Source organism: Actinoplanes sp. URMC 104, assembly GCF_051386375.1.
GTDB lineage: Bacteria > Actinomycetota > Actinomycetes > Mycobacteriales > Micromonosporaceae > Actinoplanes.
Genome location: NZ_JBPQTO010000012.1, coordinates 23,646 through 46,327, shown reverse-complemented (window position 1 = coordinate 46,327; position 22,682 = coordinate 23,646). Strand labels below are relative to the sequence as shown.

General features: G+C 72.4%; 21 protein-coding genes and 1 tRNA gene. 13 read left to right on the top strand and 9 right to left on the bottom strand.

What is annotated here, in order from left to right:
* Positions 1–14 precede the first annotated feature (14 nt).
* The 7 genes from ACSNN8_RS39095 to ACSNN8_RS39065 all read left to right on the top strand — a co-directional run bounded on the left by ACSNN8_RS39095 (position 15) and on the right by ACSNN8_RS39065 (position 7,384).
* Entirely contained in the window at positions 15–917 is a 903-nt protein-coding gene (locus tag ACSNN8_RS39095) for a carbohydrate ABC transporter permease (RefSeq protein WP_436655718.1), read from the top strand.
* Complete coding sequence (locus tag ACSNN8_RS39090; protein WP_436655716.1) at positions 917–1,834, top strand: carbohydrate ABC transporter permease; 918 nt, start codon at positions 917–919, stop codon at positions 1,832–1,834. The genes ACSNN8_RS39095 and ACSNN8_RS39090 overlap by 1 nt, the downstream gene beginning before the upstream one ends.
* Positions 1,835–1,857: 23 nt before the next feature.
* Positions 1,858–3,198, top strand: a complete 1,341-nt coding sequence (locus tag ACSNN8_RS39085; protein WP_436655714.1) for an ABC transporter substrate-binding protein — start codon at positions 1,858–1,860, stop codon at positions 3,196–3,198.
* A gap of 12 nt (positions 3,199–3,210) precedes the next feature.
* Entirely contained in the window at positions 3,211–5,187 is a 1,977-nt protein-coding gene (locus ACSNN8_RS39080) for a beta-galactosidase (RefSeq protein WP_436655712.1), read from the top strand.
* A gap of 28 nt (positions 5,188–5,215) precedes the next feature.
* Positions 5,216–5,461 (top strand): endonuclease V, encoded by a 246-nt coding sequence (locus ACSNN8_RS39075; RefSeq protein WP_436655710.1) that lies wholly within the window; start codon positions 5,216–5,218, stop codon positions 5,459–5,461.
* 159 nt (positions 5,462–5,620) lie between these two features.
* Entirely contained in the window at positions 5,621–6,715 is a 1,095-nt protein-coding gene (locus ACSNN8_RS39070) for a hypothetical protein (RefSeq protein WP_436655708.1), read from the top strand.
* Between the two features lie 45 nt (positions 6,716–6,760).
* Positions 6,761–7,384: a class I SAM-dependent DNA methyltransferase gene (locus ACSNN8_RS39065; RefSeq protein WP_436655706.1), complete on the top strand. Its 624-nt coding sequence runs from the start codon at positions 6,761–6,763 to the stop codon at positions 7,382–7,384.
* A gap of 17 nt (positions 7,385–7,401) precedes the next feature.
* Here ACSNN8_RS39065 and ACSNN8_RS39060 read toward each other — a convergent pair whose 3' ends face one another.
* A complete protein-coding gene (locus tag ACSNN8_RS39060; protein ID WP_436655704.1) occupies positions 7,402–9,117 on the bottom strand; it encodes a sulfatase-like hydrolase/transferase in 1,716 nt (571 codons plus the stop codon).
* Positions 9,118–9,205: 88 nt separating this feature from the next.
* Between ACSNN8_RS39060 and ACSNN8_RS39055 the strand changes: the two genes are divergently transcribed.
* Together ACSNN8_RS39055 and ACSNN8_RS39050 are read left to right on the top strand one after the other, a co-directional pair.
* Positions 9,206–10,672 carry an aldehyde dehydrogenase family protein gene (locus tag ACSNN8_RS39055; protein ID WP_436655702.1) on the top strand — a complete coding sequence of 489 codons (1,467 nt, stop codon included), beginning with the start codon at positions 9,206–9,208 and terminating at the stop codon, positions 10,670–10,672.
* 71 nt (positions 10,673–10,743) lie between these two features.
* Positions 10,744–11,595 (top strand): hypothetical protein, encoded by an 852-nt coding sequence (locus tag ACSNN8_RS39050; RefSeq protein ID WP_436655700.1) that lies wholly within the window; start codon positions 10,744–10,746, stop codon positions 11,593–11,595.
* Between the two features lie 24 nt (positions 11,596–11,619).
* On the opposite strand, the gene ACSNN8_RS39045 is transcribed toward ACSNN8_RS39050, so the two are convergent.
* Entirely contained in the window at positions 11,620–12,450 is an 831-nt protein-coding gene (locus ACSNN8_RS39045) for an SDR family oxidoreductase (RefSeq protein ID WP_436655698.1), read from the bottom strand.
* An 86-nt stretch (positions 12,451–12,536) separates the two neighbouring features.
* Here ACSNN8_RS39045 and ACSNN8_RS39040 point away from each other — a divergent pair, with 86 nt between their 5' ends.
* Entirely contained in the window at positions 12,537–13,448 is a 912-nt protein-coding gene (locus tag ACSNN8_RS39040; protein ID WP_436655696.1) for a LysR family transcriptional regulator, read from the top strand.
* Here the strand turns inward: ACSNN8_RS39040 and ACSNN8_RS39035 are convergent.
* From ACSNN8_RS39035 to ACSNN8_RS39020, 4 genes are all read right to left on the bottom strand, one after another.
* A complete protein-coding gene (locus tag ACSNN8_RS39035) occupies positions 13,408–14,145 on the bottom strand; it encodes an alpha/beta fold hydrolase (RefSeq protein ID WP_436655694.1) in 738 nt (245 codons plus the stop codon). The genes ACSNN8_RS39040 and ACSNN8_RS39035 overlap by 41 nt on opposite strands.
* 69 nt (positions 14,146–14,214) lie before the next feature.
* Complete coding sequence (locus ACSNN8_RS39030) at positions 14,215–14,778, bottom strand: TetR/AcrR family transcriptional regulator (RefSeq protein WP_436655692.1); 564 nt, start codon at positions 14,776–14,778, stop codon at positions 14,215–14,217.
* Between the two features lie 79 nt (positions 14,779–14,857).
* Positions 14,858–15,913, bottom strand: coding sequence for a glycosyl hydrolase (locus ACSNN8_RS39025; RefSeq protein ID WP_436655690.1), 1,056 nt, complete (start codon positions 15,911–15,913; stop codon positions 14,858–14,860).
* 153 nt (positions 15,914–16,066) lie between these two features.
* On the bottom strand, positions 16,067–16,387 hold the full coding sequence (locus tag ACSNN8_RS39020) for an STAS domain-containing protein (RefSeq protein ID WP_436655688.1): 321 nt from the start codon (positions 16,385–16,387) through the stop codon (positions 16,067–16,069).
* A gap of 111 nt (positions 16,388–16,498) precedes the next feature.
* Here ACSNN8_RS39020 and ACSNN8_RS39015 point away from each other — a divergent pair.
* Positions 16,499–16,571 (top strand) — tRNA-Gly (locus ACSNN8_RS39015).
* A gap of 31 nt (positions 16,572–16,602) precedes the next feature.
* Here ACSNN8_RS39015 and ACSNN8_RS39010 read toward each other — a convergent pair.
* A complete protein-coding gene (locus ACSNN8_RS39010) occupies positions 16,603–17,373 on the bottom strand; it encodes an RNA polymerase sigma factor SigF (protein WP_436655686.1) in 771 nt (256 codons plus the stop codon).
* A gap of 205 nt (positions 17,374–17,578) precedes the next feature.
* On the opposite strand from ACSNN8_RS39010, the gene ACSNN8_RS39005 reads away from it, so the two are divergent.
* Together ACSNN8_RS39005 and ACSNN8_RS39000 are read left to right on the top strand one after the other, a co-directional pair.
* Positions 17,579–19,693: an adenylate/guanylate cyclase domain-containing protein gene (locus ACSNN8_RS39005; RefSeq protein WP_436655684.1), complete on the top strand. Its 2,115-nt coding sequence runs from the start codon at positions 17,579–17,581 to the stop codon at positions 19,691–19,693.
* On the top strand, positions 19,669–20,361 hold the full coding sequence (locus ACSNN8_RS39000; RefSeq protein WP_436655682.1) for a Crp/Fnr family transcriptional regulator: 693 nt from the start codon (positions 19,669–19,671) through the stop codon (positions 20,359–20,361). The genes ACSNN8_RS39005 and ACSNN8_RS39000 overlap by 25 nt, the downstream gene beginning before the upstream one ends.
* 50 nt (positions 20,362–20,411) lie before the next feature.
* On the opposite strand, the gene ACSNN8_RS38995 is transcribed toward ACSNN8_RS39000, so the two are convergent.
* Together ACSNN8_RS38995 and ACSNN8_RS38990 are read right to left on the bottom strand one after the other, a co-directional pair.
* Positions 20,412–21,443 (bottom strand): calcium-binding protein, encoded by a 1,032-nt coding sequence (locus tag ACSNN8_RS38995; RefSeq protein ID WP_436655680.1) that lies wholly within the window; start codon positions 21,441–21,443, stop codon positions 20,412–20,414.
* A 173-nt stretch (positions 21,444–21,616) separates the two neighbouring features.
* Positions 21,617–22,678 carry a calcium-binding protein gene (locus tag ACSNN8_RS38990; protein ID WP_436655678.1) on the bottom strand — a complete coding sequence of 354 codons (1,062 nt, stop codon included), beginning with the start codon at positions 22,676–22,678 and terminating at the stop codon, positions 21,617–21,619.
* Positions 22,679–22,682: the final 4 nt, after the last annotated feature.

The following is a 22,682-nucleotide window of genomic DNA, read 5'->3' as shown; positions in this document are numbered from 1 at the left end:
CAGGATGAGGGCAGATGGCAGTTCCCCAGGTTGCGGCGCCGCCCAGGGCGACGCGCACGCGCCGTTCGTACAAGGGCTGGCAGTTCGTCGGCCCGTTCATGATCGTCTTCGCGCTGGTGTTCCTGGCCCCGATCGTCTACTCGATCTACCTGAGCCTGTACCGCAACCGGCTCATCGGCGGCAACTCGTTCGTCGGCCTCGACAACTACACGCAGGCGCTGCAGGACCCCAACTTCTGGTCCGGGGTCGGCCGGGTCGCGCTGTTCCTGGTGGTCCAGGTGCCGATCATGCTGTTCCTGGCGCTGCTGGTGGCGCTCGCCCTGGACAGCGGCCGGCTGTACGGCAAGAGCTTCTTCCGGGTCTCGATCTTCCTGCCGTACGCGGTGCCGGCCGTCGTCGCCGCGCTGATGTGGGGCTTCATCTACGGCTCGCAGTTCGGCCTGATCGGCAACCTCAACGACGCCCTCGGGATCACGCTGCCCGATCCGCTGCGGCCGAGCCTCATCCTCGCCTCGATCGGCAACATCAACACCTGGGAGTACGTCGGCTACAACATGCTGATCTTCTATTCGGCGCTGCAGGTCGTGCCGAGGTCGCTCTACGAGTCGGCCGCGATCGACGGCGCCGGCCAGTTCCGGATCATCCGCTCGATCAAGCTGCCCGCCATCCGCGGCGCGCTGGTCATCGCCACGATCTTCTCGATCATCGGCAGCTTCCAGCTGTTCAACGAGCCGGCCATCCTGCGGAACCTCGCGCCGAACGCGATCACCACGTACTTCACGCCGAACTTCTACGCCTACTCGCTGACCTTCGCCGGCCAGCAGATCAACTACTCCGCGGCCGTCGCGGTCGTGATGGCCGTGCTCACCATGGTCGTCGCCTACGTGGTGCAGCTGCGCGGGACGAAGGACCTCTGATGACCACGACGTCGGTAGCGAAGACCTCCCCGCGTACGGCGAAGCCCGTGACCCTGTCGACGAGAAAGCCGCGCCGCAAGGGCAGCATCACGCTGACCGTGCTCACCGCGCTGATGGCGATCTACTCGCTGTTCCCGCTCGCCTGGCTGCTGATCAACGCGACGAAGACCCAGGAGGGGCTGTTCTCCTCGTTCGGGCTCTGGTTCGACGACGGCCGGTTCGCGCTGTTCAGCAACCTCGCCGACACCTTCACGTACAACGACGGGATCTTCCTGCGCTGGCTGGGCAACACCCTGCTGTACGTGGTGGTCGGGGCGGGCGGCGCGACGTTCCTCGCGCTGCTGGCCGGCTACGGGCTCGCCAAGTTCGACTTCGTCGGCAAGAAGGCGGTCTTCGCGATCGTCATCGGCGCGGTCGCCGTCCCGCCCACCGCGCTCGCCGTCCCGACCTTCCTGATGTTCAGCAAGATGGGGCTCACCAACACCCCGTGGGCCGTCATCATTCCGTCGCTGATCTCGCCGTTCGGGCTGTACCTGATGTGGACCTTCGCGGCGCAGGCGGTGCCCACCGAGATGCTCGAGGCGGCCCGCGTCGACGGCGCCGGCGAGTTCCGCACGCTGTTCCGCCTCAGCGTGCCGCTGCTGATGCCCGGCATCATCACGACCCTGCTGTTCACCATGGTCGCGACGATGAACAACTACTTCCTGCCGCTGATCATGCTCAAGAACCCGGACTGGTACCCGCTGACGGTCGGCCTCAACTCGTGGAACGCGCAGGCCGCGACGGCGGGCGGCGAGGCCGTCTTCAACCTCGTCATCACCGGTTCGCTGATCACCGTGGTGCTCCTGCTCGCAGCGTTCCTCTCGCTGCAGCGGTACTGGCAGTCCGGCCTGGCCGCCGGCTCCGTCAAAGAATGATTCCCTCGAAAGGACCCGCCTCCATGTCCCGATTCCTCAAGGTGGCGGCCGCCGCGTCGGCCGCTGTCCTGGCCCTCGCCGCCTGTGGCGGCGGCGGGGACGACACCTCGTCCGGCTCCTCCGGCGGCGGCGCGACCGTCACCGACGCCCAGGTCGACGCCGCGCTCCAGAAGGGCGGCACCCTGACGGTGTGGGCGTGGGAGCCCACCCTCAAGGACGTCGTCACGAAGTTCCAGGAGAAGTACCCGAACGTCAAGGTCGACCTGGTCAACGCCGGCACCGGCGACAAGCAGTACACCGCCCTGCAGAACGCGATCTCCGCGGGCAAGGGCGTGCCGGACGTCGGCCAGATCGAGTACTACGCGCTGCCGCAGTTCGCGATCGGCAAGGCGCTGACCGACCTCAAGCCGTACGGCGCGGAAAGCCTCAAGGCCGACTTCAACCCCGGCCCGTGGAACTCGGTCAACTCCGGCGGCGGCGTCTACGGCCTGCCGATGGACTCCGGCCCGATGGCGCTGTACTACAACAAGGAAGTCTTCGACAAGTACAAGATCGAGGTCCCCAAGACCTGGCAGGAGTACCTCGAGGCCGCCCGCAAGCTGCACAAGGCCGACCCCAAGGTCTACATCACCAACGACACCGGCGACGCGGGCCTGACCACCAGCCTCATCTGGCAGGCCGGCGGCAAGCCGTACCAGGTCGACGGCACCAACGTCACGATCAACTTCAACGACCCGGGCTCGCAGGAGTTCGTGAAGGTGTGGCAGACGCTGATCAGCGAGAAGCTGCTCGCGCCGATCAGCTCCTGGAGCGACCAGTGGTTCCAGGGCATGGGCAACGGCTCGATCGCCACGATCGCGACCGGCGCCTGGATGCCCGCGAACTTCGTCACCAGCGCGCCCGCAGGCAAGGGCAAGTGGCGCGTCGCCGACCTGCCGCAGTGGACCGCCGGGCAGACCGCCAGCGCCGAGAACGGCGGCAGCTCGCTGGCGATCATGGACAAGGGTGCCAACAAGGAGCTCGCGTACGGCTTCCTGAAGTTCGCCAACGACGGTGACGGCGTGCAGATCCGCGTCGACGGCGGCGCGTTCCCGGCCACCAGCAAGACGCTGGCCGACCCGAAGTGGCTCGGCGACGAGTTCGAGTACTTCGGCGGCCAGAAGGCCAACGAGATCTTCGCGAAGTCCGCGCAGAACGTCGTCACCGGCTGGAGCTACCTGCCCTTCCAGGTCTACTCGAACAGCATCTTCAACGACACGGCCGGCAAGGCGTACGTCTCGAACACCCCGCTCGCCGACGGACTGAAGGCCTGGCAGGACCAGTCCGCGAAGTACGGCAACGAGCAGGGCTTCACCGTCAAGTAACTGGGAGATTCTGTGTCAGCACCCCGTTGGCTGCGCCGGGACGGGCAACCCCGCCTCGAGTACGGCGCCGACTACAACCCCGAGCAGTGGCCGCGCGAGGTCTGGGACGACGACGTGCGCGCCATGCGCGAGGCCGGCGTCACGATCGTCTCGCTCGCCATCTTCTCGTGGGCCAAGCTCGAGACGGCCGAGGGCACGTACGACTTCGGCTGGCTCGACGAGGCGATCGACCTGTTGCACGCCAACGGGATCTCGGTCGACCTGGCCACGGCGACGGCCTCGCCGCCGCCGTGGCTGGCGACCCGGCACCCGGAGATCCTTCCGGTGGACCAGCACGGCAACACCGTGTGGCCCGGCGGCCGCCAGCACTGGCGGCCGACCTCGCCGATCTTCCGCGAGCACGCGCTGCGGCTGGTGCGGACGATGGCCACGCGGTACGCGAACCACCCGGCCGTCGCCGCCTGGCACGTCAGCAACGAGCTCGGCTGCCACAACGTCTACGACTACTCGGACGACGCCGCGGCCGCGTTCCGCACGTGGCTGCGGGCCAGGTACGCGACGATCGACGACCTCAACGAGGCCTGGGGCGCGGCGTTCTGGTCGCAGTGGTACGGCTCGTTCGACGAGATCCTGCCCCCGCGGCAGGCGGCCACCCACCCCAACCCCACGCAGCAGCTGGACTTCAAGCGGTTCTCGTCCGACGCGCTCAAGGACTACCTGATCGCCGAGCGCGAGATCCTGCGGGAGATCACCCCGGACATCCCGGTGACCACGAACTTCATGGTCATGGGCGAGACCCGGGGCATGGACTACGCCGACTGGGCGTCCGAGGTCGACTTCATCGCCAACGACCACTACCGGCTGCCGAGCCCGCAGGAGCTCGACGAGCTGTCGTTCTCGGCCAACCTGACCGGCAACCTGGCCGGCGGGCGGCCGTGGTTCCTCATGGAGCACTCGACGTCGGCGGTCAACTGGCAGCCGATCAACCTGGCCAAGAAGCCCGGCGAGCTCGAGCGCGACGCGCTCACGCACGTCGCGCACGGCGCCGACGCGGTCTGCTTCTTCCAGTGGCGGCAGTCGCGGGCCGGCGCCGAGAAGTACCACTCGGCGATGGTGCCGCACGCCGGCACCGACAGCGAGCTGTTCCGCGACGTGGTCGCGCTGGGCGCCACGCTGCGGGACCTCGCGCCGCTGGCGGGCACACTCCGCACGCCCGCCAGGGCCGCCATCCTGTTCGACTGGACCTCGTGGTGGGCGGTCGAGCAGGACTCGCACCCCACCGAGCGGCTGCGCTACCGCCGGGAGGCGCTCGACTGGTACACCGCGTTCCTCGAGCTGGGCGTGCGCGCCGACGTGATCCCGGCCGGGTCCGCGTTCGACGGGTACGACGTGGTGGTCGCGCCCGTGCTGCACGTCGTGCCCGGCGAGCTGGCCGCCCGGCTGGAGGCGTTCGTGACCGGCGGCGGGCACCTGGTCACCACGTACTTCTCGGGCATCGTCGACGAGAACGACCACGCGTGGCTCGGCGGCTACCCCGGCGCGCTGCGCGACCTGCTGGGCATCCGCATCGAGGAGCTCGGCCCGCTGCTCGACGGCGACACCGCCGAGCTCGACAACGGCCTGACCGGCACGCTGTGGACCGACCGCATCGACGTCACCGGCCCGGACACCGCGGTGCTCGCCTCGTACAAGACCGGCGACCAGGCCGGCCGCCCGGCGATCACCCGGCGCACCGCCGGCGCCGGCTCGGCCGCGTACGTCTCCACCCGGCTCGGCCCCGCCGGCCTCGTGCCGGTGCTCGGCGACCTGCTGGAGCGCGCGGGCGTGACCAGCGAGCTGCCCGAGGACCTGCGCGGCCGGGTCGAGCTGGCGGTCCGCGGCACCACCCGATTCGTTATCAACCGCACCGACGAACCGGTCGACCTCACCTCCCTCGGTGGCGCCGGCCGCACTCTCACCGCCAGGGGAGTGGCGGTGCTCCGCGCCTGAGTCCCAGCCGGGCGCGCCGAGGGGCCCGGTGACCGCACTGTCCGCGGTCACCGGGCCACCTCTGTCTGTACCGCTGCTGCGCGCCGCGATCGACCGCCGCTCGACGCCTCCGGCGCTGCTGGAAACCGGTTTCGTGTCGGCCGGGCACCGCATCGGAACAGACGATGGTGCGCGCCTGGCGGTACGCCTCAGCGGCCGATGTCGCATACCCGAGCCGACCCGTCAGGCGGACATCGTGTCGCGGCGGATCCTCGCCATGACCCCGGAAGGGTGAGCGAGCGCCGAATCCCTCTCGGATGACGCCCCACCAGGCATGATGGCGCGCCGATCGGCGGTTGCGAGACAAGGTCACATTCCGTGCACAATGCACTCAAAGCCGACACCTCAGGTCGCCGGGCACGTTGTGCTGTCGTAAAGACCTTCGGGAGGCGGCATGGCGAAACGCGTTTTCCTCCACATCGGCGCGCCCAAGACCGGCAGCACCTTCGTGCAGAACGTGTTGTGGCACAACCTGCAGTCCCTCAAGGACGCCGGCATTCTGCTGCCCGGCAAGTTCGCGTCGCACGACGAGGCGATGGCCGACCTGCGCGGGCTGAGCTGGCACGCCAGCCCCGCCTGGTCGTGGGAGCGGATGGTCACCGCCGCCGCCGCCTGGCCCGGCGACGTGGTGATCACCAACGAGGGGCTGGGCGCCGCCACCGCCGCGCAGGCCGCCCGCGCGGTGCGCAGCATGTCGCCCGCCGAGGTGCACGTCATCGTCGCCGCGCGCGACCTGTGGCGGACCTTCCCGTCGATGTGGCAGCAGAGCATCCGGGCCCGCGGCGTGTGGAGCTTCGAGGACTTCCTCGGCGCCGTGCAGCAAGGCCGGTTCGACGACTTCTGGGAGCACCACACGGCCAACCGGATGCTGCGCCGCTGGGGCGACCTGGTGCCCGCCGAGCGCCGCCACCTGATCACCGTGCCGGGCCCCGGCGCGCCGCGCGAGACCCTGTGGCGGCGCTTCGCGGAGGTCATCGGCATCCCCGACGGCGTCTGCGACCTCGACGTGCCCGGCGGCGCCAACACCTCGCTGGGCGCCGCCGAGGTCGAGGTGCTGCGCCGGGTCAACCGCGCGCTGGGGGAGCGGTACCCGCACCGGGCGCCGTACCAGCGGGTCGTGCAGCGGCACCTGGTCGACGCCGTGCTCAAGCAGCGCACGAACGAGCTGCGCTTCGGCATCGGCCCCGACCGCGCCGAGTGGGTGCTCGACATGGCCGAGAAGCAGATCAAGGAGCTGGACGAGTACCCGTGCGACGTGGTCGGCGACCTGGCCGAGCTGCGCCCGGTCGACGTCGAGCCGCAGGCGACGCCCGACCAGCTGGCCCAGGAGCAGGTCCTCGACGCCGCCATCGAGACCATCATCGGCATGATCGGCCACGCCGAGCACCTCGACCTCCAGCTGCCCGAACCCCGCCGGAACCCCCTCGAACGCCTCCGCCGCCGCGGCCGCCGCCTCAAGCGCGGCCTCCAGAAGGTGAGCTCCCGCTAGCCAGCCCGCCTAGGCTCGGCAGGAGCCGGGACACGAGGGGGCGACATGCAGGAGCAGCCGCAACAGATGGTCGCCCGGGGATACGACGCTGTCGCCGAGCGGTACGCCGAGCTGGAGCGGGACGCGCCCTGGCCGCGGCTGGCCTGGCTCGACGACCTGCTCGCCCGGCTGCCCGGCGGGGTGCGGGTGCTCGACCTCGGCTGCGGCAACGGGCTGCCGGCCGGCGAGCGCATCGTGCGCCGGCACCGCCTGACCGGCGTGGACGTCTCGCCGCGGCAGGTCGAGCTGGCCCGGGCCAACGTCCCGGCCGGCGAGTTCGCCACCGGCGACATCCTCGCGCTGGATCTTCCGCGGGGCGCCTTCGCGGCGGTGACCGCCTTCTACACCTTCGACCACCTGCCGCGCGAGCGGCTGCCGGAGATGTTCGGGCTCGTGCACGGCTGGCTGGCGGAGTCGGGGCTCCTGCTGTGCTGCGTGGAGGTCGAGGACACCCCGGGCGTGGTCGCCGACTGGCTGGGCGCCCCGATGTACTTCAGCTCCTACGAGCCGGGCACCAGCCGCCGGCTGCTCACCGGGGCGGGCTTCGACATCCTCCGCGACGAGATCGTGGCGCAGCTGGAGGGCGGCCACGAGGTCAGCTACCTCTGGCTGCTCGCGCGCAAACGCTGACCGGACCGGGCCGGCGGTCAGCGCGGGGCCAGGGCGACCCCGTCCTCGCGGCCGTACGCGGCGAAGAACTTGTCGCGGAACTCGTCCATCCGCCACACGGGGGCGTCGGCGGCGGGGCGCAGGCCCTGCGTCCAGTTCCAGCCTGCGATGCGCTCGAGGACGGCCGGGTCCTTGGCGACGACCGAGACGGGCACGTCGCGGCTCGCGTTCGGGCCGGTGATCACGGACATGGGCTGGTGGTCGCCGAAGATGACGAGCACCAGGTCGTCGCGGCCGTACTTCTGCGCCCACGAGACGAAGCTGTCGACGGAGTAGGCGACCGTCCGGGCGTACGCGGCCTGGGTCTTGACCGTGTCCGACCACAGCGCGGGGCGGTCGGGGGCGCCGGCGGCCTGGGACTCGAAGACCTGGCCGGCGCCGAGCGACTCCCACGGGACCATGGACGGCACGTGGGTCCACGGCTCGTGGCTGGAGGTCAGCGTCACCTCGGCCATCAGCGGCCGGGTCGCCGTGGCGTACACCTTGCGCTGGAACTGGTCGAGCACGTACTGGTCGGGCATCGGGCTCCAGCCGAACTTGGGCCCCCGGTAGCCGAGGGTGCGCTTGTCGAGCACGCGGTCGTAGCCGTAGAACTCCGCCTCGGGCCAGTCCTTGGTGTTGCCCGGCTCGATGCCCGCGGTCTGCCAGCCGGCCTCCTTGAACGCGCGGGTCAGCGTGAGCCGGTCGCCGCCGGTCACCCGGTCGTACCGCTGCTGGGTCGTCACCCACAGGCCCGACTGGAACGAGCCGTGCGCCAGCCAGCTGCCGCCGCCGTACGTCGACGAGGTGAGCCACCCGGAGCGGCTGTGCATGCCGGCCGAGGCGAGCTTGGCGTCCGCCGCGGCCAGCGCGGGACCCGTGATCGCCGCCATGCCGGGGTCGGTCAGCGAGCTGCGGCCGTAGCTCTCGACCACCCCGATGATCACGTCCTTGCCGCGCAGGCCCGACACCAGGTCCTCGGCGGGGGTCTGCGCGTAAGGGTCGTGGCCCACCGCGGAGGCGAACTGGCGCTCGTCGCGGATGGTCACCGGCACCTGCCGCGCGGTCGACTTGAGCAGCGAGATCGCCGAGTCGGACGCGACCGGCGCCTTGGGATAGAGCGCCACCCCGCTGAGCGCGAGCGCCACCCACGCGGCGCTCAGCCCGGCCAGCACCCGGCGGGCCGGCAGCACGTGCCGGGTGCCCACCCGGGCCAGCCGCAGCGACGCCAGCACCAGGGCGGCGAGGATCGCGATCGCGAGCAGGACCGCGCCGGCCACCGCCAGGTTGGCCCGCGCGCGCCCGTCGGTGTAGAGGATCGCGTTGTAGCCGTCGCGCAGCAGCGGCGGGTCGACGATCGGGTCGAACCTGCGCCCGAGGACCGTACGGAAACCGGCGTTGGCGATCTTGAAGATGACCAGCAGCCCGATGCCCAGCCCGGCCAGCGCCGCCACCGGCCGGCGCCACCGCACCGGCAGGGCGAGGACCACCGCGCCCGCGAGGATGGCCTCGATCGGCAGCCGCAGGAACGCGCCCGGCAGGAAGGCGCCGTCCTTGGGCTTGGCGATCGAGTCGGGCACGACGAGCGCGGCGACGATCAGCGCGGCCGCGGCCACGGTGAGCAGGCCGCCGGCGAGCGGGCGGAGACGGCGGCGGACCGGCGTGGGGGTGTCGGGCACGACGGGAGGTACGGGCGGCAGCCGCGCAAGGTTCACCTTCCACCGACCGGAAACCTTCCGTTGATCGCGCGGAAACAGCAGGCCTACGCTCGGCGGACCCCCGTCCCCGCGAAGGGAACCCCCGATGGCGCTGCTCGACGAGAACCGCTGGAACGATCTGATCTTCACCGACGGCCGGTGGCGCGGGGGCAGCGGCGAGACCGTCGACGTGCTGGAACCCGCGACGGGCAGCACGCTCGGCAAGCTGAACCTGGCCACCCCCGCCGACGTCGAGGCGGCTTCCCGTACGGCCGCCGCCGCCCAGCGGGAGTGGGCCGCCGCGCCGCATGTCGAGCGCGCCGCCGTGCTGCGCCGGGCCGCCGCGCTCTGGGCCGAGCACGCCGAGGAGATCTCGTGGTGGAACATCCGCGAGGTGGGCGCCGTCCCCGGGATGGCCGGCTTCGCCGTGCAGACCGCCGAGCAGGAGTGCTGGGAGGCCGCGTCGCTGCCCGGCCGCCCGTACGGCGAGCTCATCCCGACCGGCGAGCCGCGCCTGTCGATGACGCGGCGCTACCCGGTCGGGGTGGTGGGCGTGATCGCGCCGTTCAACGTGCCGATCATCCTGGCGATCCGCTCGGTGGCGCCCGCGCTCGCGCTGGGCAATGCGGTGCTGCTCAAGCCCGATCCGCGTACGGCGGTCACCGGCGGCCTGGTGCTGGCGCGCATCTTCCAGGAGGCCGGGCTGCCCGACGGGCTGTTCCAGGTGCTGCCCGGCGGCCGCGACGTGGGCGAGGCCGTGGTCACCGACCCGCGTACGGCCGTGCTGTCCTTCACCGGCTCCACCGAGGCCGGCCGGCGGGTGGGCGAGCTCGCGGGCCGGCACCTCAAGCGCGCCCACCTCGAGCTAGGCGGCAACTCGGCGCTGATCGTGCTCGCCGAGGCCGACGTCGACCAGGCGGTCAACCTGGCGGCGTGGGGAAGCTGGTTCCACCAGGGCCAGATCTGCATGACCACGGGCCGCCACCTGGTGCACGAGAGCCTGTACGACGACTTCGTCGAGCGGCTGGCCGCCAAGGCCGCGCAGCTGCCCGTCGGCGACCCCGCGCGCGACGAGGTGGCGCTCGGCCCGGTGATCGACGCCGGTCAGCGCGACAAGATCCACGACATCGTGACGTCCAGCGCGGGCGTCCCCGGCGTGCGGCTGGCCGCCGGCGGCGAGTACGACCAGCTGTTCTACCGGCCCACGGTGCTCGCGGGCGTCACCGCGTCGACGCCCGCGTTCGCGAGAGAGATCTTCGGCCCGGTGGCGCCGGTCGCCCGGTTCGGCAGCCTCGACGAGGCCGTGGCCCTGGCCGGCGACTCCGAGTACGGCCTGTCGCTGGGCATCGTCACCCGCGACGCCCTGCGCGGTGTCGAGCTGGCCGACCGCATCCCCACGGGCATCGCCCACATCAACGACCAGACCGTCAACGACGAGGCCAACGCCCCCTTCGGCGGGGTCGGCGCCTCCGGCACCGGCTCCCGCTTCGGCGGCGCCGCGGCCAACATCGAGGCCTTCACCGAGACGCGCTGGATCACCGTCCGCAGCCAGGCCGCCGGCTACCCTTTCTGACCCCAGGCGATCCGGTGTGATCGCCTGCTCGATGCCCTCAGGGTTGCGGTCCGGGTGCCGATGCGGGGGCCGTGAACAAGCGCTCCCGGTGGATCGTGATCGCGGTGGTGGCCGCTGCTGCCGCCGGTGGGGCCGTGTGGGGTGTGCGCCACGGCCGCGCCACGGCCGGGCGGGAGGCGGCGGAACCGCTGGAACTCCCGGCTCCCGCGACGGCGACCGGGCGCAAGCCGCCGTCGACGCGCGGACCTCTGATCGTCGTCGCCGGCGTCGTGGCCGCCGTGCTCGGCGTCACCGGGGTCGCGGTGCACCTTCATGGCTCCTCCGACGGCTTGACCGACGCCACGATGCCGTACGTGCCGGCCTTCGACCCCTATGCGTACGGCGTGACGCCGGCCCAGCCCGCCTGGACCCCGACGGCAGCCCCGACGCCCATGACCCCGCCGCCCACGACCCCGCCGCCCACCAGCCCGCCCGCGCCGGTGCCGGTGGGCCGGGTGCTGCCGCCGGACGGCAGCGTGATCATGCCGGGCGACGCCGGCGCGGAGATGACGCTGAGCCTCGTGCGGATCCTCAACCCGGCGTCGCCCGTCGACCCGGACAACCCGTCGGCGCCGGCGCTCGAGCCCCGGCTCGGCTACCGGCTGGTCTCGGTCACCGTGCGGGTCGAGAACACCGGCGGCGTGCCCTTCCTGACCGACGTCGAGAGGCACACCTGGCTGGTCGACAAGGCCGGCAAGGCGTACCCCCGCAACGTCGAGTTGACCGAGGCGCGCCAGCTCCACCCAGCCACCCGGCTCGACCCGGCCTCGTGGACCGGGCGCGAGGTCGTCTTCGAGGTCGAGGGCGGCGCCGAGCTCACCCGTTTCCGCCTGAGCACCCACCCCGGCGCGCCCGGGCAGACCCAGGACTGGCGGCTGAGCTGACGCCCCGCCGGTCGACGGCGACGATCAGCGGGCCGGGCGCGCCACCGACAGGGCCACCTCGCGCGAGGCGTCGAGACGTTCCAGGCGGCGCACGTACGAGGCCCGGACGTCGCGGTACGTGTCGTCGCCCAGCGGCAGCCGCAGCGGGGCCTCGTCGCCGTCGGCGCTCGCGATCATGGCGGCGGCGATGGCGGCCGGGTCGTTGGTGACCCGGAACGACCCGTCGGCCAGCCCGCGCCGGGTGTCGCCGGCCGGCGTCCGGTCGTACTCGGGCATCACCGGCGCCGTGTCCAGCCCGGCGCCGAAGCCGGTGGGCGTGGCGCCGGGCTCGACGATCGTCACGCCGATGCCGAACGGGGCGACCTCGGCGGCGAGCGTCTCGCAGAAGCCCTCGATGCCCCACTTCGCCGCGTGGTAGTAGCCGAAGCCCGGGTACGTGGTCTGCCCGCCCGCCGACGACACCTGCAGGATCCGGCCGTGTCCCTGCGCGCGCAGATGCGGCAGCGCCGCGCGGATGACGTCGATCGACCCGACCAGGTTGGTGTCGAGCACCCGCAGGATCTGCTCGCGGCTGGGTTCCTCCACGGCCGCGAGCAGGCCGTACCCCGCGTTGTTGACGACCACGTCGACGGTGCCGAAGTGCGCGAAGGCCTCGTCGACGACCCTGCGTACGTCGTCCGGCCGGGTCACGTCGAGCGTCGCCACCCGGAGCCGGTCGCCCGCTCGGGCGGCCAGGTCGTCGAGCGCGTCGGGGCGGCGCAGCGTGGCGGCGACCCGGTCGCCGCGCTCGAGCAGCCGTTCGGTGAGCAGGCGACCGAAACCCGACGAGGTGCCGGTGATGAGCCAAGTCTTCATGCGTCCACGATGCCCCGCCGCAGACCCGGTCTCCAACGAAGATCAGACACGACAGCCATGCGCCGGACGCATGGCAGAATCGCGGGATGGCCGAGTTCACGTTGACCGGGCTGCGGGTGCTGCAGGAGGTCGCCGCCACCGGCTCGTTCACGGCCGCGGCCGAGACGCTGGGCTACACCCAGTCGGCGATCTCGCGGCAGATCGCGGCGGTGGAGGCTGCGGCGGGCGTCGCGCTGTTCGACCGCGGCCGGCGCGGCGTCACGCTGAACGCGGCCGGGCGGGTGCTCGCCCGGCACGCGGCCGGGGTGCTGGCCGGGGTCGAGGCCGCCGAGTCGGAGCTGGCCGGTCTGCGCGACCGCCTCGCCGGGCGGGTCTCGGTCGGTGCCTTCCCGACCGCGTGCGCCGCCCTGCTGCCGCGGGCGGTCGCCCGGATGCGCGCCGAGCACCCCGGGGTCGAGGTGACGCTGAGCGAGGCCTCGACGCCGACGCTGCTGCGGCGGCTGCGCGGCGGCCGGCTCGAGGTGGCGGTCGTCGGGGTGGGGCAGGGCCTGCCCGCGTGGGACCTGGGCGGGCTGCGGCAGGACGCGCTCGGCGAGGACGTGTTGCTGGTCGCGGTGCCGGACGGTCACCGGCTGGGCCGGCAGGGCCCGGTGGGCGTCGCCGACCTGCGGGACGAGCCGTGGATCGTGGGCGAGGGCAACCGGGGCGACCCGCAGTTCGGCGCCTGGCCCACGCTGCGCGAGCCGCGGATCGCGTACGCCGTCCGCAGCTGGCCGACCCGCCTGGGCCTGGTGGCCGCCGGCCTGGGCCTCACGGTGCTGCCCGGCCTGGCGGTTCCCGGTCTTCCTTCCGGCGTACGGGTGGTGACCGTCCAGGACGCCGGCTGGCGCGGCCGGGCGGCCGTGGCCGTCAGCGCGCCCGGTCGCTCGCCGCGCGCCGCCGCGCTGGTGTCCGCCCTCACGGCGGAGGCGGCTGCTCTTCGAGGAAGTCGACGATGAGGCGGTTGCACAGCTCGGGCTTGTCGCCCAGCAGCCCGTGCGTGGTGCCCGGGACGATCGCCAGCTGCGCCGCGGGCATCGCCCGGTGCATCGCGTGCAGGTGCGCGGGCTCGACCTCGTCGTCGTCCGCGAACATGAGCAGCGTCGGCGTCGCGACCGCCCGCAGGTCGTCGACGGTGAGCGTGGGCTCCGAGCGGTGCGTCGCGTCGAGCCGGGCGTACACGTCGTCGAAGTGCTCGCGCCCGTCCGGGGACACCTCGCCGTACCAGTCCTTGAGGAACGTGTAGTCCTCCTCGGCCAGGTCGAGGATGCCCGGCAGCCACCCCTCGTGGTGGAAGACTCCCGAGGCGAAGACCAGCCTGCGGACGAGGTCGGGCCGCTTGAGCGCGACCAGCAGCGCGACCGGCGCCCCGTCGCTGTGCCCCAGCACGTAAGCGGGACCGCCGACCACGCGCTCCAGGAAGGCGATCCCGTCGTCCGCCATCCGCTCGTAGGTGATCGGCCCGCCCACGTCCGCGGTGCGCCCGTGCCCGCGCCGGTCGTAGCGGTACGTCCGGTACCGCTCGGCGAGCCCCGCCAGGTTGGTCATCTCGAAGGCCCGCGAGTCGGCGCTGCCCGGGTGGAGCAGCACGAGCGGCTCGCCCGCCCCCTCCTCGGCGTACCAGGTGTTCACGTCGTCGAGCTGCGTGTACGGCATCCCCACACCGTGCCTCAAGACGGTTTAGCCCGACAGACCCCGGGCGGCTACGGGCCCGGCCGGAGCGGGTCAGCGGGCGAGCGCGCCGTGCAGGAACACGTCGATCACGTCGGCGATCCGGCCGCGGTCGGCGCCGCGGCTGAAGAAGACGCCGAGGAACGTGTCGGTCGCCTGCTCGGCGGAGAGCCGGAGCTGCTCCTGATCGGGCTCGAAGAGCTCGAGCACGGCCCGGCGGGTGGCGGCCTGCGCGGCGTCCCGGCTCTCGGAGCGGGCGAGCGCGGGCCGGCGGGGCGTCCCGGACGCCCGCAGCGCGCCGATCACGGCGCCCATCCGGCCGAGGTGGGCGTCGAGGGCGTCCACGGCCTCGGTCAGGCGGTCGGCCAGCGGTTGGTCGAGCGGGATCGACTCCAGCTCGCGCAGCACCTGGGAAGGGTCCATGGCGGCCGCGATGCAGGCGGCCAGCACGGCGTCCTTGTCCGGGAAGACGCGGAAGATCGTGGCTTCGCCGATGCCGGCGGCGCGCGCGATCTTCGCCGTGGTCACCGCGGAGCCGAGCTCGGCGACCAGCGGCAGGGCGGCTCGCACGATCGTCTCTCGGCGCTGGTCCGGTGTCATGCCGGGTGCTCTCGTCATGCGCTCACCCTACGGAGTGAGTACTCACTCCGTCGATACGATAAAACGGGCCGCCCTCGGGGGAGAGGGCGGCCCGTGGTCACTTCAGCTTCAGCGTGACGTTGAACTTCGGCGAGGCGGCGAGCTTGCGGAACGCGGTCAGGCTCGACGGGGAGCTGTCGATGCTGATGTCGCGGTCGCCGAACAGGTCCTTCTTCGTGTCGAAGTAGACGACGGCCTTCACCTTGGGGCGCTTGGCCAGCTCGGGCAGCACGCTGGCGAACTGCTTGCTCTTGTCGACGACCTTGCCGATGCGGTGGTAGGCGCCCCACTCGGCGACCATCAGCGGCTTCGACGGGTGCTTGGTGGTCGCCCACGAGTAGAAGCCCTCGCCGCCCTTGGCGCGGCGGTCGAGCAGGTCGGCGAAGACGCCCGAGTGGTAGTAGCTCTGCTCGGCGCTGACGTAGGAGTCCAGGCCGATCCAGTCGACCAGGTCGTCACCGGGGTAGAGGTCCTTCCACCACGACTGGGCCATCCACTTCTCGTTGCCCATGTACGCGACCACGTTGACCATGTTGCTCAGGCCCCGCGCCTTGAGCCGCTCGACCACGTGACGGTACGAGGCAGCGAAGTCCTTGGCGGTCATGCCCGAGCCGGCGGCGGGGCGCACGTCGTCCTCGGGCTCGTGGTTGAGCACGAGGAAGAACTTCTCCGGCAGCGTGGCCCTGACCCGGGCGGCGAACGCGTCGATGCGCGCGTCGTGCTTGCCGGCGGCCACGTTCGCCCAGGTCGAGCCGTACTCGACGCGCCAGTTCAGCAGCAGCACGCGCGGCTTGGCGGGGTCGCGCACCATGGCGACCTCGGCCGCGGTCGGGAAGTTCTCGTCACCCTTGTGGTACGTGTGGAAGATCGTCGCCGTGCGGCCGCTGAGCTTCTCCCAGTTCCGGTGCTCGACGTCGCGCGGCAGCGAGGTGAACCCGCCCGCGGCGGCGCCCCACAGCACTCCACAGCTCGGCACCAGCTTGGCGTCCGTCACGCACTTCTGGGTGGCGGGCGCGGCCGTGACCGCAGCCTCGGCCGTGGCCGGGCCGGTCGCGAACCCGGCGCCGGCCCCGGCGACGAGCGCGGCCAGCGAGAGCACGGTCTTGCGAAGCATCTGATCTCCCCCGGTTGTCCGGCCGTTGTCGGCCGGGCATGGGGAAGAGACTCCGGGTCGGGGGGTGCGCCGCCGGTGCCCGTCGCGGTGCGCTGTGGTTGCGCGCGCAGGACCCCCGGATGATCGGTTGCCGCGGGCGCGGGTTGAGGATTGTCAGAGCCCGAACACGTGGCCGAGGCCGGTGACCTCGATCGCCTTGCGGACCGGCGGGGAGGGCTCGGCCAGCGTGAGCGTGACGCCCTGCGCGGCGGCGCTGTTGCGGGCGCTGACCAGGGCGCCCAGGCCGTACGAGTCGATGAAGTCGAGGCCGGCCACGTCGACGCGCAGGTAACGGCAGGCGGGGTCGGTCGCGATCGCGGCGAGCTGGTCGCGCACGGCGTCGGCGCGGTCGAGGTCGAGCTCGCCGCTGAGCGAGGCGACCACCAGGCCGTCGGCGTCGGCCGGTTCGTGCACGATCGTGGCGTCCATGGGCATTGGCCAGATGCTACCCGCCACCCGCCACCGCGGCACGGCCGTCGATCAGGGGCGGGACGGGTGGGGCGGTTGCGCATCGGCGCGGGCCGATCCGGTATGGTTCTCCTCAACGCGGACGTAGCGCAGCTGGTAGCGCATCACCTTGCCAAGGTGAGGGTCGCGGGTTCGAATCCCGTCGTCCGCTCTCTTTCCCCCTTCCGGGCGACCGGGCGGCCTCAGTCGTCGCCGCCCATGTGCTTGCGCAGCTTCGCGAGGCTCCCGGCCAGCAGCCGTGACACGTGCATCTGCGAGATCCCGAGCTTCTCGGCGATCTGGTTCTGCGTCTGGTTGCCGTAGAAGCGCAGCGCGATGATCTGCTGTTCGCGCGGGGTCAGCGTGGCGACCGCGGGCGGCAGCGCGGCCCGGAACTCGGCCAGCTCGTACCCGTTGTCCTCGGCGCCGAGAGTGTCGCCGAGCTCCATGTTGCCCTCGTCGCCGACCGGCGTGGACAGGCTCGTCGCCTGGTAGGCGCGGGCGCCCTCGAGGCCCTCGATCACCTCTTCCTCGGTGACCTCCAGGTGCGCGGCGACCTCGGCCATCGTGGGCGCGCGGTGCATCTGCTGGGTCAGCTCGGTGTTCGCCGCGGTGATGCGCATCCGCAGCTCCTGCAGGCGGCGCGGCACCCGGATCGACCAGGTGCGGTCGCGGAAGTGCCGCTTGATCTCGCCGAGGATCGTCGGCACGGCGAAGCCGGCGAACTCCACGCCGTGGCCGGGCTCGTAGCGGTCCACCGACTTGATCAGGCCGACGACGGCCACCTGCACCAGGTCGTCGGTCGGCTCGCCGCGGCCGGTGTAGCGGCGGGCCAGGTGGTGCGCCATCGGCAGCCACGCCTCGATCGTCCGTTCCCGCAGCGCGGCCCGGGCGGGGTCGCCGGCCTCCATGCGGCTCAGCGCGTCGACGAGCTCCGCCGCCGTGTCCTCCCGGGTGGTCCTCAGCATCGTCATCGTTGCTCCTCCGTCGCCCGCACGTCCGCGTCGGGGCCGGTCGTCCCGGCCGCTCCCGACGACAGTAACCCCAAATCGCTGAAGTTGCGTCGTTAGCCGCGTCGATTTGCGATCTGATACACATCGGGCCTGCTTTTTTCCGACAGCGTCACCGGCCGCGCACGCGACTAGCGTGGGTGGTCGGAGTCGTCTGGAGGACGAGCCGATGGAGCAGGTCGCAGGGCGTGGCAGCACGGCGCGGGTGACCGTGTGGGCGGCGCATCTGGCCGCCCCGATGGCAGGGCTGTGGCTGCTCGTCGCCCGGCCCGAGATCGACGCACACTGGCAGCACCACACGGTGCACTTCTGGCTGGTCCTCGCGGTCGCGGTGGTGAGCCTCGGGCTGGCGATCGTCGTGAACCAGGCCGCGCGGCGCCGCGCGGACACGAGGCTGCTGCTGGTGGCGTTGTCGTTCCTGGTGGCGGCCGCGTTTCTCGGCCTGCACGCCGCGGCCACGCCCCAGGTGGTGCTCGACGCCCGCAACGCCGGCTTCGCGTACGCCTCCCCGATCGGGCTGACGCTCGCCGCGGTGTTCGCGGCGGCGAGCGCGGCAGATCTCGCCGAGTCGTCCCGTGCCACGTTGCTGCGCTGGTCGGGGCCGCTGCGCACGCTGCTGTTGCTGCTCGTCGCCGCGTGGGCCGTGGTGTCGCTGACCGGCAGCGCGCCGCTCGACCGGGTGCCCGGCTCCGGGCGCAGCACCCCGGCGATCCTGCTCGGGGCCGCCGGCGTCATCCTCTTCGGGTACGCCGCCCTGCGCTACTACCTGCTCTACCGCCGCCGCCGCGCGGTCATGCTGCTGTCGGTCGTCACCGCGTACGTACTGCTCGCCGAGGCCGCCGTGGCGATGGCCGCCGCGACGAGCTGGCACGCCTCCTGGTGGCTGTGGCACGCGCTGATGGCGGCCGGGTTCGGCTACGTCGCGTACAGCGCCTGGGTGCAGTACCGCAACGAGGGCGCGGCGGCCGGGCTGTTCGCGTCGGTGGGCACCGAGGAGACCGCACGGCAGCTGCGGGCCGAGTACGGCGCCGCGCTCGAGGGCCTGACCGACGCGTTGCGCGGCCGCGAGCAGGGTGCGCTCACCGAGGAGCAGATGGCGGCCGCCGCGGAACGGGTGGGGCGGCGCTTCGAGCTCACCGGCGGGCAGACCGCCGTGCTGAGCCGGGCCGCCGACGCGCTCGCGAGCGAGCGCGACCAGATCCGCAAGCTGGGGGCGCTGGTCGCGATCGGACACGACGCGCGGGTCGTGGTCGCCGACTTCGAGCTGCTGCGCGGGGCCGTCCACCGAGTTGCGTCGGTTTTCGGCGGCTACACCGTCCGCATCGGGCTCGTCGAGGACAACCGCCTGGCGTTCCCGTCGGTGCTGGCGGCGGGACCGGACGCGGGCGCGCCGATGCAGCCGGCCACGGTCCGTACGGCTCAGGAATCTCTCGACGGCAAGCTCCAGCGGGTCGATCCGGAGCGGGCGCTGCACGTGCCGTTCGTGGTGAAGGGGCATCCGGCCGGGGTGCTGATCGCGGGCCGCGGCGATCCCGTGCCCGACCGCGACGCCGCGCTGCTCGCCTCGCTGGGCGCCCAGATCGCGATCGCGCTCGAGAACGCCCGGCTCTATCGGCAGCTCGACGTGCTGTTCCGGCAGTACATGTCGCCCGACGTCGCGACCGCGCTGGTCGCCGACCCGAGCCAGGCGGCGCTGGGCGGCGCCGTCATCGAGGTGACCTCGCTCTTCGCCGACCTGCGCGGGTTCACGACGTTCTCGGAGCGGTCGTCGCCCGGCGAGATCGTCGACATGCTCAACCGCTACTTCGACGTCGCCACCGCCGCCGTGCTCGGCGAGAACGGCACGGTCGTGCAGTTCGTCGGCGACGCGCTGATGGCGCTGTTCAACGCGCCCGCCCGGCAGGCCGACCACGCGCTGCGCGCGGCAAGGGCGGCGCTGACCCTGCAGCGCGAGGTGGACCGGATCGCGGCCACGTGCCCGCAGTGGCCCCGGTTCCGGGTGGGCGTCAACACCGGCGAGGCGCTGGTCGGCAACATCGGGGGAGAGGCGCTGCGCAACTTCAACGCGATGGGCGACGCGGTCAACGTGGCCGCCCGGCTGCAGACCCAGGCCGCGCCGGGCCAGGTGGTGATCGGCGCGTCCACCCGCGACCGGATCGGCGAGGACGCGCTGGTCACGCCGCTGGGCGACCTGTCCGTCAAGGGCCGGGTGCAGCCGGTCGGCGCCTACGTCCTGCACGGCCTCAGTGGGGAGGACCCGTGGCACATGAGGATGGTCTCCTGATCCGCACGGACCCCGGGGAGTTCCTCACCGGGCTGGCGGCCGGCGACCGCGCGGACCTGTTCGGCATGGGGCGGCGGCGCCGCTGGCCGGCCGGGGCGACGCTGTTCAGCGAGGGCGACCGGTCGACGACCGTGGTGCTCGTGCTCAGCGGCCGGGCCAAGGTGTTCTCGCTGACCGCGCAGGGCGGCGAGGTGCTGCTGGCGATCCGCGGGCCGGGCGCGCTGCTGGGCGAGATGTCGGCGCTCGACGGCGCTCCCCGCTCGGCGTCGGTGTCAGCCGTGGAACCGCTGGAGACGTACGTGATCAGCGTCGGCTCCTTCCTGCAGTTCCTGCACGCGCACCCGGAGGCGGCGATGCGGATCGTCCGGATGATCGTGTCCCGGCTGCGCGACGCGGACCGCAAGCGCGTGGAGTTCGGCACCTACGACACGCTGGGCCGGGTCGCGCTGCGCCTGGCGGAGCTGGCGGACCGCTTCGGGGCCGACGCCGACCAGGGCGTACGGATCACGCTGCCGCTCACCCAGGACGAGCTCGCGGCGTGGACCGGCTCGTCGCGCGAGTCGGTGACCAAGGCGTTGCGCGCGCTACGCCGCCAGGGCGTCATCGCCACCAGCCGGCGGTCGGTGTCGGTGATCGACCTCGACTCGCTGCGGTCCCGCGCGAAGTAACGGGGTGGAGCGCCGGTGGGCGCTCCACCCCTGCAGGGAGGGAGGGTCTGTCACAGCTCGCAGCTGTTGCGCAGGTCGCCCGGGTCGGAGATGCAGCGGTCGGTGCCGGCGCCGCCGAAGTTGCGGTCGTTGGCCCGCACCAGGTCGCGGCTGTTGAGCAGGTCGTTGCCGGCCTCGCCGAACAGGTTGTCCGCGCCCAGGTTGCCCGTGATCGTGTCGTTGCCCGGGCCGCCGGACTCGCGGTCGTTGCCCGTGCCGCCGGACTGGCGGTCGTTGCCCGCGCCGCCGGCCAGGATGTCGTTGCCGGCGTCGCCCGACTGGGTGTCGTTGCCGTTGCCGCCGCTGAGGTTGTCGTTGCCGTTGCCGCCGGACTGGTTGTCGTTGCCGTTCCCGCCGACGAGGACGTCGTTGCCGTTGCCGCCGGACTGCCGGTCGTTACCGTTGCCGCCGCTGAGGAAGTCGTTGCCGGCGTCGCCGGACTGCCGGTCGTTGCCGTTGCCGCCGCTGAGGTTGTCGTTGCCGGCGTTGCCCGACTGCACGTCGTTGCCGGCGCTGTCGGAGAAGACGTCGTTGCCGGCGCCCCCGGTGGACTGGTCGTTGCCGATCCCGCCGATCAGCACGTCGCCGCCGGCGAGGCCGAAGAGCCGGTCGTTGCCCGCCTGGCCGTCGAGGCGGTCGTTGCCGGAGCCGCCGATCAGCACGTCATTGCCGGTTCCGCCGCGCTGGGTGGAGGGCGTGGGCGTGTTGTTGGCGATGCGGTCGTTGAGGTTGCCGGTGTCGACGACGAGCCGGACGACGTTGTTGGCGGTGCACCGCACCAGGTTCGGGTTGACCAGCACGCAGCCGGGCCCGGCTGTCATGGTGTCGCCCGTGTCCCGGACGAAGAAGAACGCGCCCACCCGGTTGATCGAGACGTTGTTGGCCCGGTTGGCGCTGGAGTTCACGACGATCGCGTTGCCGGCCTTGGCGACACCGGTGACGGCGTACGCCGGCGCGGCGAGGATCAGCGCGGGCGCGGCGCCGGCCGCGGCCAGCGTGGCGAGGCGAAGCATCCTGCGGCGTCGGTTCTCGGTGGAGCTCATTTGTTTCCCCCCTCGGAAGTGGATAGGGAGACCTTCGCAGGAGAATGGGCCCCGCCCACAGCGACAATGACCGGGTTCGAACGCGTAAGAATGCGCGCGGGAATTGTCGGCGACCGGACTGTGAAAAGGGGTGGGACGCCCTATGGCAGCCCACCCCTTCCCGGTCGTAACCGCTACGGCAGCTCGCAGCTGATCCGCAGGTCGCCGCGGTCGGAGAAGCACGTGTCCGTGCCTGCTCCGCCGTTGTTGCGGTCGTTGGCGCGCACGCCGTCGCGGCTGTTCAGCGTGTCGTTGCCGGCGTTGCCCGCGAGCGTGTCGCGGCCCTGGCCGCCGGTGACGCGGTCGTTGCCCGCCCCGCCGGACTGCCGGTCGTCGCCGGCGTTGCCGGTGATCCGGTCGTTGCCGTCGCCGCCGAGCTGGGTGTCGTTGCCGTTGCCACCGGTCAGGGTGTCGACGCCCGCGTCGCCGTTCTGCTCGTCGGAGCCGTTGCCGCCGTCGAGGTCGTCGGCGCCGGGGCCGCCGGACTGGGTGTCGCTGCCCCCGTCGCCCTCGAGCGTGTCGAAGCCCGCCTCGCCGTTCTGCTCGTCGGCGCCCCCGCCGCCGCGCAGCTCGTCGTTGCCGAACCCGCCCGACTGGGTGTCGTTGCCGCTGCCGCCGCTCAGCTCGTCGTTGCCGAACCCGCCGAGCTGCGTGTCCGAGCCGTTGCCGCCCTCGACGACGTCGTTGCCGAACCCGCCGGACTGCCGGTCGTTGCCGTTGCCGCCGTCGAGCCGGTCGTTGCCGGCATTGCCGAACTCGGTGTCGGCGCCGTTGCCGCCCCGGATCCGGTCGCTGCCGGGCCCGCCGCGCAGCAGGTCGTTCCCGTCGCCGCCGTCGAGGACCGAGCGGGTACTCGTGTTGTTGAAGACGGTGTCCGCACGGTCCTTGGCGTTGACGACCAGCCGGAGGACGCCGGTGGCCGAACACCGCACCTCGTCCGCGCCGGCCTGCACGCAGCCCGGGCCGGCGACCGGGTCGTCGCCGTCGTCGCGGATGCTGAAGGTGTTGCCCGCCCGGTCGATGCGGATGTCGTTGGCGCGGTTGGCCCGCGCGTCGACGGTGATGGTGTCGCCGGCCCTGGTGACACCGGTTGCCGCGTACGCCGGAGCGGCCAGCACGAGCGCCGGCGCCGTCCCCGCCACGGCGAGCGTGGCGAAGCGGAGCAGCCGGCGCCGGCGGGTCTCGATCGAACTCATGTCT